This window comes from uncultured Umboniibacter sp. (assembly GCF_947497555.1).
Taxonomy (GTDB): domain Bacteria; phylum Pseudomonadota; class Gammaproteobacteria; order Pseudomonadales; family DSM-25080; genus Umboniibacter.
This window is the reverse complement of sequence record NZ_CANMGY010000006.1, coordinates 20340-37110: the sequence shown is the minus strand read 5'-3', so window position 1 is coordinate 37110 and position 16771 is coordinate 20340. Positions and strand designations below refer to the sequence as shown.

Here is a 16771-nt window from a genome sequence, read left to right as displayed (position 1 = left end):
TCTAGCATGGATTAAAAACTAATCGTCACGCAGTAAGCGAGTTATTGATTTTTGAATTGGCACGGATTTTTTAGTGTTTTTTGGTTATGCTTGTCGTAATGACTATTCGAGGCATCGTAATGAAAGATTTTTGGCTTGCACCGTCCATTTTGTCCGCTAATTTTGCTCGCTTAGGCGAAGAGGTTGATGCGGTTTTAGAGGCTGGCGCCGACGTGGTGCACTTTGACGTAATGGATAACCATTACGTGCCCAACCTCACCATTGGTCCAATGGTGTGTAAAGCACTGCGCGACCATGGAGTGACCGCACCTATTGATGTTCATCTTATGGTCGAACCAGTAGATGCGATGATCAGCCAATTTATTGACGCTGGGGCGAGCTATATCACCTTTCACCCTGAGGCCAGCAAGCACGTTGATCGATCTCTACAGATGATCCGCGACGGCGGCTGCAAAGCCGGCTTGGTATTCAACCCTGCTACCTCATTGGATGTTCTGGAGTACACCTTGGAAAAGGTTGATATGGTTCTGTTGATGAGCGTCAATCCAGGTTTCGGTGGGCAGAAATTCATTCCCGCAACGTTAGATAAGCTCCGTAAAGCACGCGCAATCATCGATCAGTCCGGACTTGATATTCGCCTTGAGGTAGATGGTGGTGTTGGTCTGAGTAATATCCGCGAAGTGGCCGAAGCGGGAGCCGATACGTTCGTTGCGGGTTCGGCGATTTATAACACTGAAGACTACACGGCGACGATCGCTGCGATGCGTGCCGAGCTGGCGTTAGCTAAGCGTTGAAATTTGTTCGCTCTATAACATTTGGAATGCCTCCTATAACCCACGGTTTTAGTGGTTTATATGGGGTTTTTCTTTGTTAAAAGCTGGGGTACACTCGGGGTTAAGTAATGATATTTAACTAACGTCGGGCTGCTATGACTACCTCGCTTTTTATGAACTCACCCCTAATCCTTCGATGGCGAAGCTAAACGGACGCATTTTCCTGTCACTGCTAGTCGTTTAACTATTGCTGAGTTCCCTATGAAACCCGATTCGTTCTTCCAATTTGGCCGTCAAGGCTATAATTATGTCCCACTTGTACGCGAAGTTGTCGCTGATCTCGATACGCCTGTCTCTTGCTATTTAAAACTTGCTAATGATCCCTATAGTTTTCTGTTCGAATCCGTTGAAGGGGGTGAAAAATGGGGGCGTTATTCCATTATTGGTTTGCCTTGTGAGGAGATCTTAAAGGTTTATGGCAAACGGATAGAAATCTTCCGCAACGGTGGGCTTATTGAAGCCTTTGAAGTCAGCAATCCGCTGGACTATATCGATGAATATCGCAACCAATTCAGCGTTCCTGAGATAGAAGGTCTGCCGCGCTTCCACGGCGGTTTAGTTGGCTATTTCTCCTATGATACGGTGCGCTTAGTCGAGCCTAAGTTGCAGGGTGTAGAACTCGTCCGTGAGATTGACACTCCTGATATATTAATGATGCTCGCGAGAGATGTAATAGTATTTGATAGCTTATCGGGGACGCTGAAGATCATTACTCACGCTAATCCAACGGCGAGCAATGCCTACGAGCAAGCGCAGGCGCGCCTAGAATCAATTGAAGCCAAGTTAAAATCGGCACAGACTTCAGTGGGTCATATTTCACTGGATGATGACGCGACCATTGAAGATGAAGTCCAACTGCACACCAGTGAAGCCGACTTTAAAGCGGCCGTAAATCAGGTTAAGGAGTACGTGCTTGCAGGCGATACGATGCAAGTTGTGCTATCCCAACGGATGTCCATGGCCTTTAAACACTCGGCGACTGACCTCTACCGCGCCTTACGTCTGCTAAATCCATCACCTTATATGTACTGCCTTAATTTAGAGGATCACCATGTGGTGGGTTCGTCACCGGAAATTCTAGCTAGATTGGAGCAGGGTGAAGTCACCGTCCGACCTATTGCCGGTACCCGCAAGCGTGGTAAGACGGAAGCTGATGACCAAGCGCTACAGGCTGATTTATTGGCAGATCCTAAGGAGATTGCTGAGCACCTGATGTTGATCGATCTCGGGAGGAATGATGTGGGACGCGTCGCGCAGAGCGGCAGTGTAAAACTCACTGAAAAGATGGTGGTTGAACGTTACTCGCACGTGATGCACATCACCTCTAATGTCACCGGGAAATTACGTGACGGTCTAGGTTGTATGGATGTCCTTCGAGCTGCTATGCCAGCAGGCACGCTAAGCGGTGCACCAAAGGTACGAGCGATGGAAATCATCGATGAATTGGAAACTAGTCACCGCGGTATCTACGGTGGAGCGGTGGGCTATATTGGCTGGAATGGCAACATGGACACAGCTATTGCAATTCGCACCGCCGTGCTAAAGGGCGAGCGACTTTATGTTCAGGCTGGTGCTGGCGTAGTCGCCGATTCGCAACCAGACTTGGAATGGCAAGAAACTCGAAATAAGGCACGCGCCGTGCTGCGAGCAGCCTCAATGCTAACGACTAACACGGAGCAGCAGGCATGATTTTAATGATCGATAATTATGACTCCTTCACCTACAACATTGTGCAGTATCTAGCTGAGCTGAAGGCTGACGTTAAAGTTATTCGAAATGATGAGTTGTCAGTTGCCCAGATTGAGGCGCTGCAGCCAGAGAAAATAATCATTTCACCCGGCCCCTGCACCCCGAATGAAGCGGGTGTCTCCATGGCTGTCATTGAGCACTTTAAGGGGAAGCTTCCTATCCTGGGCGTCTGTTTAGGGCATCAAAGTATCGGCCAAGTATTCGGTGGCAAAATTATTCGCGCCGCGCAGGTGATGCACGGTAAGACTAGTCCTATTTACCACCGCGATGTTGGTGTTTTTGCAGGGCTTCCACAGGGCTTTACGGCCACCCGATATCACAGCTTGGTGATTGACAAAGCGTCGGTGCCCGATTGTCTGGAAGTGACCGCATGGACTCAAGATGAGCATGGCAACATGGAAGAAATCATGGGAATTCGCCACCGCGAGTTAGATATTGAAGGGGTGCAATATCATCCAGAATCAATTCTCTCACAGCATGGTCATGATCAGTTTGAACGATTCTTAAAGGGAGCGCGCTAATGGCGGTCAAAACGGCACTCGAGTACTTGCTGAATAATCAGCCTCTCAGCAACGATCAGATGCGAGCAGCCATGCTTTCGCTAATGAGTGGAGAAGTATCCAACGAGTTAATCTCGGGATTCTTGGTGGCGTTAAGGCTTCGAGGTGAATCGCCGGGTCAGATTGCCGCCGCAGCAGGAGTGATGCGTAGCTTAATGTCGCCGGTAGAGATTAAGTCTCAGAATGCTGTAGATATCGTGGGAACCGGCGGTGATGGCGCCAATCTGTTTAATGTTTCTACGGCGGCTTCGGTAGTGGTGGCCGCCGCAGGTGTTACGGTGGCGAAGCATGGTAATAGAAGCGTATCCAGTAGTTCCGGTTCGGCCGATGTATTGGAAGCGGCTGGGGTTAACTTGAACCTTCAAGGCGCTGCGTTGGCACGCTGTATTGACGAGGTGGGGCTGGGCTTCATGTTCGCCATTAATCATCATCCGTCAATGAAGTACGCCATTCCAGCAAGAAAGGCCTTGGGTGTTCGCACCGTATTTAATCTGTTGGGACCGCTAACCAATCCTGCGGCTGTCCGTCGCCAAGTGGTTGGCGTATTTGACCCAGCCTGGGTTGTTCCGGTGGCTCAGGCGCTGATGGAGCTAGGGTCCGAGCATGCCATCGTGGTGCATTCGGGTGACGGGCTTGATGAGTTCTCGCTAGCCGCGAGTAATTCAGTTGCTGAACTTCGCGATGGTGTAATCCATGAGTACCAATTATCCGCCAGTGATGTGGGCTTAGAGACGTTAGCTGATATCAGCGCACTCTGCGTCAATGGGCCGGCAGGGAGTTTGTCGATGTTACAGCAGGCGCTGAAGGGTGATCATGAATCGGCCGCACAGATGGTAGCGTTTAATGCCGGTGCGGCGCTCTATGTTGCCGGTGCTGCAGATTCTATTAAAGAGGGCGTTACCGTTGCATTGGATGTGATCGCCTCGGGCGTTGCCAGTGAAAAGTTAAAGGAATTAGCTGAGTTTAGTCAGCTGTTAGGAGAGTTTTCGTGAGCGTACCCACGGTATTAGAAAAGATTGTCGCGCATAAGTTGATGGAAGTCGAAGAGCGGAAGCGCCTCTTGCCTCAGGAAAAGTTAACGTTAATGCTTAACGAACTTAGGCCGTGTCGCGGTTTTGTGGCTCAGCTGAAAGATCGCGCAGAAAAGTTGGGTGCTGGCGTGATTGCCGAGGTGAAAAAGGCGTCACCGAGTAAAGGTATTATCCGCGAGAATTTTATCCCAAAGGAAATCGCCAGAGCCTACGAAGATCATGGTGCAGCCTGTTTGTCGGTACTCACTGATATCGCCTTTTTTAAGGGATCTGATGACTACCTAAAACAGGTTCGCGAAGAGGTTGATTTGCCTATTCTGCGCAAGGATTTTGTTGTTGATGCGTACCAGATTTGGGAATCAAGACTACTTGGTGCGGACTGTATTTTGCTTATTGTGGCGATTCTTTCCGATGAGCAATTAGCTGAATTCCACGGTTTAGCTACAAAGCTTGGAATGGATGTGCTCATCGAAGTTCACGATGCGGATGAATTGGAGTCTGCGTTGCGCGTCAATCCGAGCTTAGTTGGGATTAATAATCGTAATCTGCACAATTTTGAGACCTCGTTAGAAACCACAACTGCATTGCTTGAGCGTATTCCGGAAGGTTGTACCGTCGTGACGGAAAGCGGTATTCACACCGCTGAAGACGTAGCCTTGATGCGAGCAAATAATGTCTCAGCATTCTTGGTCGGCGAGGCATTTATGCGGGCGGAGAACCCGGGGCACCAGTTGGCAAAATTGTTTTTTCCAGCGGCTTAGGGACGGGTAGCTCAAGAGTCAAGCGAATTTCTGTGATTTTGAGCGCTGCATCATTGAAGGCTAAAGGGGGCTTCACTCAACGAGTTTCTGTATTAGCATGCTCGGCTGATCGTACCCCTTAAATGATGACTATGGTCTAGGTTCGATAAGCCAAGGTCGTCATAACCTTTGCCACCTCAGACATTCCTCGTTTAATGGGTGCAGGGAACTCATAACCCCCAGCGGCCAACGCCGCCTCACCATGGCGAAGTTCATCCTCATGCATCTGCTCTAGCACCGCCCGAGTTCGTTGATCGTCTTCAGGGAGCTTCTCTAGATGAGAGCTTAGGTGTCCACAGACTAAGTCTTCAGTTGCCGCAACAAAGCCCAGGCTGACTTTATCCGAGACAAGCCCAGCAGTAGCTCCAATGGCGAATGACATGCCATACCAAAGCGGGTTGAGAATGCTCGGTTTAGCATCTAGCTCGTTAAGACGCTCTTCACACCACACCAAGTGGTCAACTTCTTCGGCTGCAGCGTGCTCCATTTCCTGGCGAACTTCCGGCAGCTTTGCAGTGAGAGCCTGGCCTTGATAAAGCGCCTGAGCACAGACTTCACCCGCGTGGTTTACGCGCATCAGGCCGGCAACGTGAGCACGCTCAGAATCATTCAGTTCACAATGAGGTTGTTGCCGGGCAGGAGAGGGGCGGTCACTTGCCTGTTCACCGGCGGCGATAGTACGAAGCGCTCTATCGCTTTGGGTGATAAATTTATCAATGACACTTAGATTAATCATGCAGCGGGCTCCTTGATCACAATCTCATGGGTGATATTCACCCCACCGCGAGTTAGCATAATAGAGGCGGAGCAATACTTTTCGGACGAGAGTTTGACCGCACGTTCCACTAGGGCAGTCTTAATATTACTGCCGGTAACGATAAATCTCAGGTGGATATCGGTGAACACAGCGGGTGTCTCATCGGCTCGATTGGCGCTGACTTCTACATCAACGGCGCTCACATCTTGCTTCGCTTTCTTAAGAATACCTACTACATCGAAGCTGGCGCACCCTGATAATCCCATCAAAATGAGCTCCATTGGGCGTGCTCCTGCGTTCTCACCGCCGGAATTCGGCGGGCCATCCATAAGAACTTGATGGCCACTGCCCGATGTTGCTAAGAACTTAACGTCGCCCTGCCAACTGAGTTTAGATTCCATTTTTTGCTTCCAAATCAATGCATTAAGGAGTTTTAGCTAATATAACATAAAGAAAATTAGAGCCTAGTTCACAAACAAATGATTTATCGTCTGAAACTAGTGGTCATGTTAGTTTGATTAATCTCATAATACCGATAAGATAAACAATAATAACTTTAAACCTAGGAGCTATACGTATGGTCTCAAGTTTTCGGCCCATTATTTCGCCGGTAGACAAGTTTAGCGACTTCTTGAATCACTGCCATCGTCGCCGTTACCCTGCAAAGAGTACGGTAATTTATGCTGGTGATCGGCCCGACGCGCTGTACTTTATTATCAAAGGTTCTGTAACCGTATTGATTGAAGATGAGGACGAAGGTCGCGAGATGATCGTTGCCTACCTTAATTCTGGTGATTTCTTCGGTGAAATGGGCCTATTTAGTGAAGAGCCTACTCGCTCTGCCTGGGTCCGTGCAAAAACGGAATGTGAAGTTGCCGAAATTAGTTTCGCCCGCTTCCGTGAAGTCAGCCACCAACACCCGGAAGTTTTAGAGGCGCTTTGCCAGCAGATGGCTCATCGTCTTCGCGAAACTACTCAGAAAGTGGGTAATCTAGCGTTCTTAGATGTGACCGGTCGCGTAGCACGTACGTTGCTGGATTTGGCGAAACAGCCGGATGCGATGACACACCCAGATGGTATGCAGATCAAGATCACTCGTCAGGAAATTGGTCGTATCGTTGGTTGTTCACGTGAGATGGTAGGCCGAGTCCTAAAGAATCTTGAGGAGCAGGAACTGGTTTCAGTTAGTGGCAAGACTATGGTGGTATACGGAACTCGCTAATTGCTTACTCGAATTTGTACCGGCCAATAAAAAAGCAGCCCTCAAGGCTGCTTTTTCGTTTCCGAGATTCGCCGCTAGCGAATGGCTTTAAAGCCAATATCAGTGCGGTGATACTCGTCTTCCCAAGTAATCTTCTCTACGCCGTTATAGGCTGCTTGCTGCGCCTCGGCAACCGTGTCGCCAAGCGCAACAACGCACAGTACTCGTCCGCCCGCGGTGACTACCTCTTCACCTTGGATGGCTGTACCTGCGTGGAAGACTTTACTGACGGTGTCGGCGTTTTCGATACCCGAAATAACCCGAGACTTCGCATAGCTGAACGGATAACCGCCTGCAGCCATCACTACCCCCAGTGCATAACGTTCGTCCCACTCAGCCGATTCGTTGGCGAGCGAACCTTGAGTGGCTGCTAAGCAATGGGCTACCAGGTCACTCTTCATGCGCGACATGATGGGTTGAGTTTCAGGGTCACCAAAGCGAACATTGAACTCTAGAACCTTAGGGATGCCATCAGCGTCAATCATCAAGCCGGCGTAGAGGAAACCACGGAAGTAATTTCCCTCGGCGTTCATTCCTTTTACCGTTGGATAGATCACTTCCTTCATCACTCGCTGGTGCATTGCGCTATCCACTAACGGCGCTGGTGAGTAGGCACCCATACCGCCAGTATTCGGGCCTAAATCACCGTTGTCACGGGCTTTATGGTCCTGGCTGGTGGCCATCGGCAATACGTCTTCGCCGTCTACCATCACGATAAACGAAGCTTCTTCGCCGGCGAGGAATTCCTCAATCACAACACGACTTCCGGCATCGCCAAAGGCATTGTCTTGAAGCATGTCCGTAACGGCTTGCTTTGCCTCGTCGGTACTCTGAGCTACGACCACGCCCTTACCTGCTGCCAAGCCATCAGCTTTGACAACGATTGGTGCGCCTTTCTCATCAATATAAGCATGCGCAGGGGCAACTTCCGTAAAGACCTCATAGAAGGCGGTTGGAATATCGTGGCGCGCGAGGAAGTCCTTAGCAAACTGCTTAGATCCTTCTAATTGTGCGGCGCCTGAACGTGGCCCGAAGATTGCTAAGCCTGCCGCTTCAAAGGCATCTACCATACCATCTACTAACGGTTGCTCCGGACCAACGATAGTTAGACCGATGTTATTTTCCTTCGCCCAATTAATCGCTTCAGCGTGGTTGCTGACGTCAAAACTAACGTTGCTGAGTTGTGGATCAAGTGCCGTGCCGGCGTTACCCGGTGCGACAAATACATGCTCTGCAAGTGGGCTCTGAGCACACTTCCATGCCAGGGCGTGCTCTCGACCACCGCTACCAATAACTAATATGTTCATATTTTATCTCCTTAGTGGCGGAAGTGACGAACGCCGGTAAATACCATGGCGATACCATGTTCGTCCGCCGCGGCGATAACTTCTTCGTCGCGCATTGAACCACCCGGTTGAATGATCGCCTTAATACCGGCAGCGGCCGCAGCGTCAATACCATCTCTAAACGGGAAGAAGGCGTCAGAGGCCATTACTGAGCCCTCAACAACTAAGTTTTCGTCAGCCGCCTTAATAGCCGCAATTTTAGCGGAGTAAACGCGGCTCATTTGTCCTGCGCCCACACCAATCGTCATGCCATCATTCACATAGACGATAGCATTGGATTTCACGTAGTTGGCAACGTTCCATGCGAACAGTAAGTCACGGATTTGCTCCTCAGTTGGGGCAATCTTACTAACGATTTTAAGATCATCTGCAGTAATAGGTTTAAGGTCGCGATCTTGAATAAGTAGTCCGCCGTTGACGCGTTTAAAGTCATAGGCAGCGCCTTGCTCAGTTAAGTCGCCACAGCTCAGAAGACGAACATTCGCCTTCGTAGCAACCACTGCAGCAGCTTGGTCACTCACACTCGGAGCGATAATAACTTCAACAAATTGGCGATCGATAATCGCTTGGGCGGTGTCTGCATCGAGTTCTCGGTTGAATGCGATAATACCGCCAAAGGCCGAAGTTGGGTCAGTACTAAAGGCGCGATCATAAGCATTTAAGATATTCGAACCAATCGCGACACCACAGGGGTTTGCGTGCTTAACAATTACACAGGCTGGCTCTTCGAAGCATTTAACGCATTCAAGTGCGGCGTCAGTATCCGCGATGTTATTGAATGACAGTGCTTTACCATTGAGCTGAACTGCGCTGGCAACACTGGCTTCCTTTAAGTCGTGTTCGCGATAGAACGCTGCGCGCTGATGTGGGTTCTCACCGTAACGGAGGTCTTCAGTTTTAACGAACTGACGATTGAATGTGGTTGGGAAGGCGTCGCTTGGCGCGTCGTCCTCTAGTGCTCCCAGGTAGTTAGCGATAGCACCGTCGTAATCTGCGGTATGGGCAAAGGCCTTTGCGGCGAGCTCGCGTTTCAATGCGGTGCTTAAACCCTTGTCTGCCTTGAGTTCGTCAATGATACGGCCGTAGTCGCCCGCATCAACAACAATGCCCACATATTTGTGGTTCTTGGCCGCTGCACGAACCATGGTTGGGCCACCGATATCGATGTTCTCAATAGCATGGTCAAGCGAACAGTCAGGCTTAGCGATGGTTTCGCGGAATGGGTAGAGGTTTACCACGACCATGTCGATGTAGCCGATACCATGCGTTGCTGCAGTCTCGTCATCTTGGCCACGACGCGCAAGAATACCGCCGTGAATGGTTGGGTGAAGCGTTTTAACTCGACCATCCATGATTTCTGGGAAACCTGTGACCTTAGCCACTTCAGTAACAGCAATACCCTCGTTGCTTAGTAGCTTAAACGTTCCGCCAGTGGAGAGAATTTCTACACCTTGAGCAACGAGTTCACGAGCAAAATCGACGACACCTGATTTATCTGACACGCTAATTAGCGCGCGTTTAACAGCAGTTACTGACATGAGAGCCTCTAGTAGTGGTACATAGTAAAGGTGGAATTTTACAAAAACGACGGCAACATGTCGCAGGAACTATTACCATTTGCAGCGTTAGTTTTTCAGATGAGAAAAGAGGGCGAAGATAGGGGATCTTTGGGGGCGAAGCGAAAGGCTTGACGACCCCCAAGGAGAGGGCTTAAAGCATATCGTAACGTTTGAGCTTTTTACGAAGCGTTCCTCGGTTGAGGCCCATGATACTGGCAGCGCGAGATTGGTTATTCTTGGTAAACTTCATCACCGCTTCTAAAAGAGGCTCTTCAACTTCATTCATGACCATGTCATAAATTTCGCTGGGCTCCTGACCTTCTAAGGCCTTGAAATAATTGCGCATTGAACGGGCTACCGAGTCGCGTAATGTTGGATAATCTTCAACGTTGGCCTCGGTGGCCTTTAACAGCTGTTCACTCATGCTCTGAGTTCCTCTCCTATTAGGTCTTCTTATTAGCTAAAGAAGTTACAAATTGTTTGTAGTTGTTCTGTTTCATCGTCGATGCTGTTAAACATCTTTATAAATTCTCGATCTGCACCTACTGGTTTCAAATACCAGTTCACGTGCTTGCGCGCAATTCTGTAGCCCATAACGGGACCGTAGAATTCATGCAGCTGTTTGATGTGATCGAGGAGAATCTCAGCTTGTTCGGTTTGACTAATGGTTGGTAAGTGCTCACCGTTGGCTAAAAAATGATTGATTTCACGAAATAACCACGGGTTCCCCTGTGCGGCTCTGCCAATCATCACTGCTTTAGCGCCGGTGAATTCTATCACTTCTTTTGCCTTTTCCGGCGTCTCTATATCACCGTTTGCGGCGACAGGGATATCAACGGCCTCAACAATCTGACGAATGGTTTCATATTCGGCCTCGCCTTGGTATTTACAGGCCCGAGTACGACCATGAACGGCAAGAGACTTGATTCCTGCATCTTCGGCAATCCGCGCAATCGTCACACCATTACGCTGATCTGGAGACCAGCCCGTTCGGATTTTCAACGAGACGGGAACGTCCACGGCGGCTACCACGGCATGAAGGATCTCCGTTACTAATGCCTCGTCCTTTAACAGAGCAGATCCGGCGGCCTTCTTACAAACCTTCTTGGCGGGACAGCCCATGTTAATGTCAATAATCTGAGCGCCAAGCTGTTGGGTCATCTGCGCCGCATTGCCTAACATTTCAGCGTCACCTCCGGCAATCTGAATCGCCTTCGGTGTGACTTCATTGTCGTGACGAAGCCGGTGTCGGCTTTTGGTAGAGTTCCATAGCGATACGTCGGATGTCAGCATTTCACCCACCACGAGGCCCGCACCCATGCGATGACATAAGCGACGGAACGGTAAGTCGGTGACGCCTGCCATGGGGGCAAGTATGGTTGGGTTGGATAACTGATAGGGACCTATGGAATACATCTCAATAGCCATTTGTTCTGGGCGAGCGATTCTAGCTTATGACGCCGCTAAGCAAAAGAAGTTTGAGTGAAAATAGATCAGTTTTTTACGATGTAAGCCTGGTAGTTGGTTGCGATATCTCCAGGATCTGCAACATAGAGCTGAAGCTGGATGATTTCATTGGGCTCGAGCCGATCAATCGAGTCAGTCTTTACCAACTGGCTAATATCATAATTCAATGTTGCCACTGGAATGCCACTAGCGCTACTGAATTCTAATTGAAGCCCTGGAGCCCGCTGTGAAAAAGCGGCGCTATTACGCAGACTGATATTAACGTTTAGCAACCCCGCGGTGTTATCGGCTTCAATGTCGAAGGCAATGATTTCAATCGCTTTGACATCATCGTAGATCGGTAGTTCGCACTTGATGAGCTCGCAGGCTTGCTGATAATAGGGTCGATATTGCTCTATGGCAGACCAGGTGGGCAGCTTAAGCCACGCTATCTGCGCCCCCAAAATTACGATAAGTAACAGTGAGGTACTGCTCCAGAGGACGGTTGGTAAGCGGCTACGCTTCTCTAGCTGCAGATCCATTTCCGCAAGATGGGGCTGATATTCGTCATCATGTTGAAGGTATTCGGCTTCATCGTCTTCGTTACCGTATGAGTTGGTGTGCTCGTATTCACTATCGGGCAGTGTTTCTTCCTGTTCCGGTATGTTAGCGCGAATTGATTCATCCAGCTCGACCTCATGAGCAGTCTCGCCATCATCGATCTCGTCCAGCTCGGCATTATCCTCGGCAGCAATTGATTCGTTGCGGGTGGCCACTTCAGGGTTATCTGTGTGCTGTGGCTCTGGCTGAAGCGGATAATCACTGTCCGCTTCTTGAGAATTCGCTTCTTGAGAGTCTGAATCTTCGGAGTCAGCTTCTTGAGAGTCAGCTTCTTGAGAGTCCGCTTTGTCAGAGACCGATTCTTCAATAATTGCGTCCTCAGCGGAGCTATCATCAGTAATCGATGTTGGGTTGATCGCATCTTGCGAATCTAGGTCCGCTAAGTCCTCTCGGTCCCTCGCTTCATCTAGATTATCTGCGGAATTGGGTGCGCGAGAACTGTCGTCAATGCAGGTGTCGTCAGAGCTTGATTCCTCGTTGGGATCAGGACTGACGTCTAATTCTTCCAACTCGGCGTCGTCATTGAAAGGATGCTGCGTTTGGCTAAGCACCTCGACAGTCGGGATGTCACTAAAGTTGATGTCTTCAAACCGTTCCCCATTTGATGATGTATCATCGGAAGCGTTGAGTTTTAGATCGGCAAAAAACTCAGAACCAATAGTGGGTTCTTGACGTTCCTGGGCTTTTGGCGAATCTTTTCCCTCCGGCTTATCGAGAGATTCCTGCCGATCTTGAGGCGCGGCTGTTATTTCGTTTGATTGCTCGTGCTCATCCAGCTCAAGGTCTGGTTCTAGCGATTTAAAATCAGACTCAGACTCATACTCAGATGTTTCGTCGTCAACGTTAGTTGAAGGTTTGTCAGCCTCATCGTCTTTGAGTTCGGAGGTTGAAGGCTCAGCTAACGCTACCATTGCCGAAGCTTGGTAGTCAGAACCTGTTTGTTCTAGGCCTGCAGCGTCGTCGGACGATGACGTCGCATAGTCGAAGCTGGAGAGACCCGCCGATGGAGCGCTAGCGCGATGGTGAGACGAAGAATCCAATGGACTGGTTAAGTCTCCCTGCGCCTCGGGATAATCATCTTCGTTACTCACAACTTGATCCGCAAGAAGTGAATTTAGCTCACTGTCGATTTCACGGAAGATATCATCGTCGATTTCAGGGAGTTCGTCGTCGGTTAGAGCTCGCTCTGCATCAAGTTCAGCGAGTGCAATGAGTTCGTCATCCAACCAATCGGCAGAGTCAATTTGCCCAGGTTGAACCGGAGTGATGTCGTCTACAGCGTACGCGAGGTCTTCGAAGTAACCCTCAAATTCCACGTTATCCGTAATGGGTGATACCTGAGAAGCGGTACTAAAAACCTTTTGGCATGAACCACAGCGCACGTGACCATCTGCTTGGGCTAGCATAGCTTTGCTCACATAGAAGCGAGCCTTGCAGGCGGGGCAGAACACGATGTAGTTGTTTGTCTTGCTCATGTTTTTAAGGTGCTTAGTTTATTCTTGTTCCATCGAGTCTAGCCCATCCGTCTTGCAGGGTCACGGGATTCCACTTGATGGCGTGCTCATAGGATTTAGCCACGATCTCAGCTTGCTCTGCGAGAAGTCCGCTGAGCACAATTTTGCCGCCCAGTTTAGTTTGCCCAATGAGTTTATCTGATAAGGCCTCCAGCGGACCAGCAAGAATGTTGGCGATTGTGACATCGGCCAGAACCTCAGGCGCACCCTCGGGGAGAAATACACTGATGCGGCTGGGGTCTATGCGGTTGCGGGTCGCGTTTTCGTAGGTCGCATCCACTGCTTGGGGGTCGATATCGACGCCGACAGCGGTGTCTGCACCCAGCAGCAGCGCAGCAATAGCTAAAATGCCACTACCGCAACCAAAATCTAATACCAGCTCACCACTCCAAGATTGTTCGTCAAGCCACTTTAGACACAGCGAGGTAGTGGGGTGGGTTCCCGTACCAAACGCCAAGCCTGGATCAAGCATTAGGTTCACGGCATTGGGGTTAGGCGCTGCCTTCCAGCTAGGGCAAATCCATAGACGCTCGCCAAACTGCATGGGATGGTAATTGTCCATCCATGCGCGCTCCCAATCCTTGTTCTCAAGGATCTCCGCGCGGTAGCTAGGGAGCTCGCCGGTCCAATGCTCTTGGATGACATTGATCAAGGCATCGACATTAATGTCGGCGTCATACAGTGCAGTAATCTGAGTGTTAGACCATAGCGGTGTTTCGCCAACACCAGGCTCGAGAACTGGCTCATCTTCGTTATCGCGAAGCGTGATTGCGTGTGATCCGGTGGCCAAAAGAAGATCTTCGAAGGCTTCGACATCACTACGTTGTAAATCGAACTTAATTTGCAGCCAGTTCATGGTATTCATGTCCTCAGAAAGTAATGAGGAGAGTTTAACAGCTCCAATAAAAAAGGCGCAGAACAATCTGCGCCTCAGATGTGGGTAGCGTAACGACTACATTCCCAATTTCTTCTCAAGATAGTGGATGTTGATACCACCTTTCATGAACTCTGTATCGGTGACTAGGTCAACCTGAAGAGGAATGTTGGTCTTAATACCCTGAACTACCGTTTCGCCTAATGCCCGCTCGGTTCGCTTTAACGCCTCTGCACGGGTATCGCCCCAGCAGATGACTTTAGCAATTAACGAATCGTAGTTAGGTGGCACGGTGTAGCCACTGTAAAGGTGCGAGTCAACACGAACACCTAGGCCACCTGGTGCGTGAAATACATCAACTTTACCTGGGCTTGGTAGAAAGCGCTCAGGATCTTCAGCGTTGATACGACACTCGAAGGCGTGACCTTTAATTTCGATCTGGTCCTGGGTATAAGACAGTGGGAGACCCGCTGCAATAAGTAGCTGCTCTTTAACAATGTCTACACCCGTCACCATTTCCGTTACCGGGTGCTCAACCTGAACTCGGGTGTTCATCTCAATGAAATAGAACTTACCGTTTTCGTAGAGGAACTCGAAGGTGCCGGCGCCCGCGTAACCAATCTTCTTACAGGCATCCGTACAGGCTTTTTGGACTTGAACGCGAGCTTCCTCATCAATGAATGGTGCTGGCGCTTCTTCAAGCACCTTTTGATGACGGCGCTGAAGTGAGCAATCGCGGTCACCCAAGTGAATAGCGTTACCGTGCTTGTCTGACAGAACTTGAATCTCAACGTGGCGAGGAGTCTGCAGGAATTTCTCCATGTAGACCGTATCATCGCCGAACGCTGCCGCGGCTTCGGCTTTTGTTACCGCAATAGAGTTGATGAGTTCAGATTTCTCGTGAACAACGCGCATACCTCGACCACCACCGCCAGCAGCGGCTTTAATGATAACGGGTAGGCCAATTTCGTCGGCGAGACGTTCATTACGAGCAGGGTCGTCGTTGAGTGGTCCGTTGGAGCCAGGCACGGTTGGTACTTGCGCTTCAATCATTGCTTCAATCGCAGCAACTTTGTCGCCCATTTTACGAATCACCTCAGCGCTAGGGCCGATAAAGGTGAAACCGCTATTTTCGACTTGCTCCGCGAAATCTGCATTTTCAGCGAGGAAACCGTATCCAGGGTGAACAGAGTCTGCACCCGTAATTTCCATGGCTGCGATAATAGCCGGAATGTTCAGGTAGCTCTGTGGCGACGGATTCGGACCAATGCAAACGGACTCATCAGCCAGTCTAACGTGCTTAAGGTCGCGATCCACAACGGAGTGCACAGCTACAGTTTTGATGTCGAGCTCTTTACAGGCTCGCAAAACTCGAAGTGCAATCTCGCCGCGGTTTGCGATGAGAACTTTCTTCAACATAAGTGAAACCTCGAATTAAGCGATAACGATAAGTGGCTGGTCGAACTCAACTGGAGAACCATCTTGAACAAGAATAGCTTCTACCACGCCAGATTTATCAGCTTCGATCTGATTCATCATCTTCATTGCTTCAACGATACATACCACGTCACCGGCTTTTACCGTTTGTCCTACTGTGACAAATGGGGCTGAACCAGGCGCTGGTGCGCCGTAGAAAGTACCGACCATAGGCGACTTCAGTGCGTCAACTGGTGCGGCTGCTTCTACTGGAGCTGCTGCTGGGGCAGGTGCTGCTGGGGCAGGTGCTGCTGCAGGCGCGGCTGCTGGAGCCATCACTGGCGCGGCAACTGGCGCAACGGCTACGCCACTTCCACGGCTGATGCGAACCGATTCTTCGCCTTCTTTAATTTCAATTTCACCGATATCTGATTCTTCGAGCAGTTCGATTAGTTTCTTAATTTTACGAATGTCCATGACTTTTAACTCTCTAATTAGGTGAGCGGAAACAAAATTATTTCAATCAGTGGTGTGCTAAGGCGTTTATGATACCGGTTAGTGCCACGTCGTAACTTTGTGGACCAAAACCAACAACAACGCCTTGGGCGATATCACTGAGGAATGAGTGATGACGAAACTCCTCACGGCTATGAGGGTTCGACAAATGAATTTCAGTAAACGGAATGCCAACCGCCAAAAGCGCGTCGCGAAGGGCAACGCTAGTATGGGTATAGGCAGCTGGATTGATCAGAATGTGGCAAATGCCTTCGCCCGCAGCCTGCTGGATGCGATCGACCAAGGCGCCTTCATGATTACTTTGAAAGCTAAACAACTCATGGCCCGATGATTCAGCGATAAGACGCATTCGGGCGTTAATGTCTTCCAAGCTATCGGAACCATAAATTTCAGGCTCACGTGTGCCGAGAAGGTTGAGGTTGGGACCATGTATAAGTAACAGCGAAGACATTTCTGTGACCAGTCAGTTCTGATTTCTGCCAATTCTG

General features: G+C 49.8%; 17 protein-coding genes. 6 read left to right on the top strand and 11 right to left on the bottom strand.

Annotated elements, in window-relative coordinates:
- Window positions 1-119: 119 nt before the first annotated feature.
- From rpe to trpC, 5 genes are all read left to right on the top strand, one after another.
- Window positions 120-794 (top strand): ribulose-phosphate 3-epimerase, encoded by a 675-nt coding sequence (gene rpe / locus Q0698_RS08255; protein ID WP_298635618.1) that lies wholly within the window; start codon window positions 120-122, stop codon window positions 792-794.
- 240 nt (window positions 795-1034) lie between these two features.
- Window positions 1035-2522, top strand: a complete 1488-nt coding sequence (gene trpE / locus Q0698_RS08250) for an anthranilate synthase component I (protein WP_298635616.1) — start codon at window positions 1035-1037, stop codon at window positions 2520-2522.
- Window positions 2519-3103, top strand: coding sequence for an aminodeoxychorismate/anthranilate synthase component II (locus tag Q0698_RS08245; protein WP_298635614.1), 585 nt, complete (start codon window positions 2519-2521; stop codon window positions 3101-3103). The genes trpE and Q0698_RS08245 overlap by 4 nt, the downstream gene beginning before the upstream one ends.
- The gene (gene trpD / locus Q0698_RS08240; protein WP_298635612.1) at window positions 3103-4134 is read left to right on the top strand and encodes an anthranilate phosphoribosyltransferase; all 1032 of its coding nucleotides are present in this window, start codon (window positions 3103-3105) and stop codon (window positions 4132-4134) included. The genes Q0698_RS08245 and trpD overlap by 1 nt, the downstream gene beginning before the upstream one ends.
- Window positions 4131-4934 (top strand): indole-3-glycerol phosphate synthase TrpC, encoded by an 804-nt coding sequence (gene trpC / locus Q0698_RS08235; protein ID WP_298635610.1) that lies wholly within the window; start codon window positions 4131-4133, stop codon window positions 4932-4934. The genes trpD and trpC overlap by 4 nt, the downstream gene beginning before the upstream one ends.
- A 136-nt stretch (window positions 4935-5070) precedes the next feature.
- Here the strand turns inward: trpC and coq7 are convergent, their stop codons facing one another.
- Together coq7 and Q0698_RS08225 are read right to left on the bottom strand one after the other, a co-directional pair.
- Window positions 5071-5709: a 2-polyprenyl-3-methyl-6-methoxy-1,4-benzoquinone monooxygenase gene (gene coq7 / locus Q0698_RS08230; RefSeq protein ID WP_298635609.1), complete on the bottom strand. Its 639-nt coding sequence runs from the start codon at window positions 5707-5709 to the stop codon at window positions 5071-5073.
- Window positions 5706-6131: an OsmC family protein gene (locus tag Q0698_RS08225; RefSeq protein ID WP_298635608.1), complete on the bottom strand. Its 426-nt coding sequence runs from the start codon at window positions 6129-6131 to the stop codon at window positions 5706-5708. Before Q0698_RS08225 ends, coq7 begins: the two co-directional genes overlap by 4 nt.
- A 176-nt stretch (window positions 6132-6307) precedes the next feature.
- On the opposite strand from Q0698_RS08225, the gene crp reads away from it, so the two are divergent.
- Window positions 6308-6952, top strand: coding sequence for a cAMP-activated global transcriptional regulator CRP (gene crp, locus Q0698_RS08220; protein WP_121876801.1), 645 nt, complete (start codon window positions 6308-6310; stop codon window positions 6950-6952).
- A gap of 74 nt (window positions 6953-7026) precedes the next feature.
- On the opposite strand, the gene purD is transcribed toward crp, so the two are convergent.
- The 9 genes from purD to aroQ all read right to left on the bottom strand — a co-directional run bounded on the left by purD (window position 7027) and on the right by aroQ (window position 16734).
- Complete coding sequence (purD, locus tag Q0698_RS08215) at window positions 7027-8298, bottom strand: phosphoribosylamine--glycine ligase (RefSeq protein ID WP_298635605.1); 1272 nt, start codon at window positions 8296-8298, stop codon at window positions 7027-7029.
- 11 nt (window positions 8299-8309) lie between these two features.
- On the bottom strand, window positions 8310-9875 hold the full coding sequence (purH, locus tag Q0698_RS08210) for a bifunctional phosphoribosylaminoimidazolecarboxamide formyltransferase/IMP cyclohydrolase (protein ID WP_298635603.1): 1566 nt from the start codon (window positions 9873-9875) through the stop codon (window positions 8310-8312).
- Window positions 9876-10047: 172 nt separating this feature from the next.
- A complete protein-coding gene (gene fis / locus Q0698_RS08205; RefSeq protein WP_298635601.1) occupies window positions 10048-10320 on the bottom strand; it encodes a DNA-binding transcriptional regulator Fis in 273 nt (90 codons plus the stop codon).
- A 32-nt stretch (window positions 10321-10352) separates the two neighbouring features.
- On the bottom strand, window positions 10353-11312 hold the full coding sequence (dusB, locus tag Q0698_RS08200; protein ID WP_298635599.1) for a tRNA dihydrouridine synthase DusB: 960 nt from the start codon (window positions 11310-11312) through the stop codon (window positions 10353-10355).
- A gap of 77 nt (window positions 11313-11389) precedes the next feature.
- Window positions 11390-13438, bottom strand: a complete 2049-nt coding sequence (locus Q0698_RS08195; protein WP_298635597.1) for a DUF3426 domain-containing protein — start codon at window positions 13436-13438, stop codon at window positions 11390-11392.
- Window positions 13439-13451: 13 nt separating this feature from the next.
- Window positions 13452-14333, bottom strand: a complete 882-nt coding sequence (gene prmA, locus Q0698_RS08190) for a 50S ribosomal protein L11 methyltransferase (protein WP_298635595.1) — start codon at window positions 14331-14333, stop codon at window positions 13452-13454.
- A 96-nt stretch (window positions 14334-14429) separates the two neighbouring features.
- Window positions 14430-15770 (bottom strand): acetyl-CoA carboxylase biotin carboxylase subunit, encoded by a 1341-nt coding sequence (accC, locus tag Q0698_RS08185; RefSeq protein ID WP_298635592.1) that lies wholly within the window; start codon window positions 15768-15770, stop codon window positions 14430-14432.
- A 15-nt stretch (window positions 15771-15785) separates the two neighbouring features.
- Window positions 15786-16244, bottom strand: coding sequence for an acetyl-CoA carboxylase biotin carboxyl carrier protein (gene accB, locus Q0698_RS08180; protein ID WP_298635590.1), 459 nt, complete (start codon window positions 16242-16244; stop codon window positions 15786-15788).
- 46 nt (window positions 16245-16290) lie between these two features.
- Complete coding sequence (aroQ, locus tag Q0698_RS08175) at window positions 16291-16734, bottom strand: type II 3-dehydroquinate dehydratase (protein WP_298635589.1); 444 nt, start codon at window positions 16732-16734, stop codon at window positions 16291-16293.
- Window positions 16735-16771: the final 37 nt, after the last annotated feature.

Bases quoted from the DNA above. Each gene is read 5' to 3' on its own strand.
- rpe (WP_298635618.1), top strand. From the start codon at position 120: ATGAAAGATTTTTGGCTTGCACCGTCCATTTTGTCCGCTAATTTTGCT.
- trpE (WP_298635616.1), top strand. From the start codon at position 1,035: ATGAAACCCGATTCGTTCTTCCAATTTGGCCGTCAAGGCTATAATTAT.
- Q0698_RS08245 (WP_298635614.1), top strand. From the start codon at position 2,519: ATGATTTTAATGATCGATAATTATGACTCCTTCACCTACAACATTGTG.
- trpD (WP_298635612.1), top strand. From the start codon at position 3,103: ATGGCGGTCAAAACGGCACTCGAGTACTTGCTGAATAATCAGCCTCTC.
- coq7 (WP_298635609.1), bottom strand. From the start codon at position 5,709: ATGATTAATCTAAGTGTCATTGATAAATTTATCACCCAAAGCGATAGA.
- Q0698_RS08225 (WP_298635608.1), bottom strand. From the start codon at position 6,131: ATGGAATCTAAACTCAGTTGGCAGGGCGACGTTAAGTTCTTAGCAACA.
- crp (WP_121876801.1), top strand. From the start codon at position 6,308: ATGGTCTCAAGTTTTCGGCCCATTATTTCGCCGGTAGACAAGTTTAGC.
- purD (WP_298635605.1), bottom strand. From the start codon at position 8,298: ATGAACATATTAGTTATTGGTAGCGGTGGTCGAGAGCACGCCCTGGCA.
- purH (WP_298635603.1), bottom strand. From the start codon at position 9,875: ATGTCAGTAACTGCTGTTAAACGCGCGCTAATTAGCGTGTCAGATAAA.
- fis (WP_298635601.1), bottom strand. From the start codon at position 10,320: ATGAGTGAACAGCTGTTAAAGGCCACCGAGGCCAACGTTGAAGATTAT.
- dusB (WP_298635599.1), bottom strand. From the start codon at position 11,312: ATGTATTCCATAGGTCCCTATCAGTTATCCAACCCAACCATACTTGCC.
- Q0698_RS08195 (WP_298635597.1), bottom strand. From the start codon at position 13,438: ATGAGCAAGACAAACAACTACATCGTGTTCTGCCCCGCCTGCAAGGCT.
- prmA (WP_298635595.1), bottom strand. From the start codon at position 14,333: ATGAACTGGCTGCAAATTAAGTTCGATTTACAACGTAGTGATGTCGAA.
- accC (WP_298635592.1), bottom strand. From the start codon at position 15,770: ATGTTGAAGAAAGTTCTCATCGCAAACCGCGGCGAGATTGCACTTCGA.
- accB (WP_298635590.1), bottom strand. From the start codon at position 16,244: ATGGACATTCGTAAAATTAAGAAACTAATCGAACTGCTCGAAGAATCA.
- aroQ (WP_298635589.1), bottom strand. From the start codon at position 16,734: ATGTCTTCGCTGTTACTTATACATGGTCCCAACCTCAACCTTCTCGGC.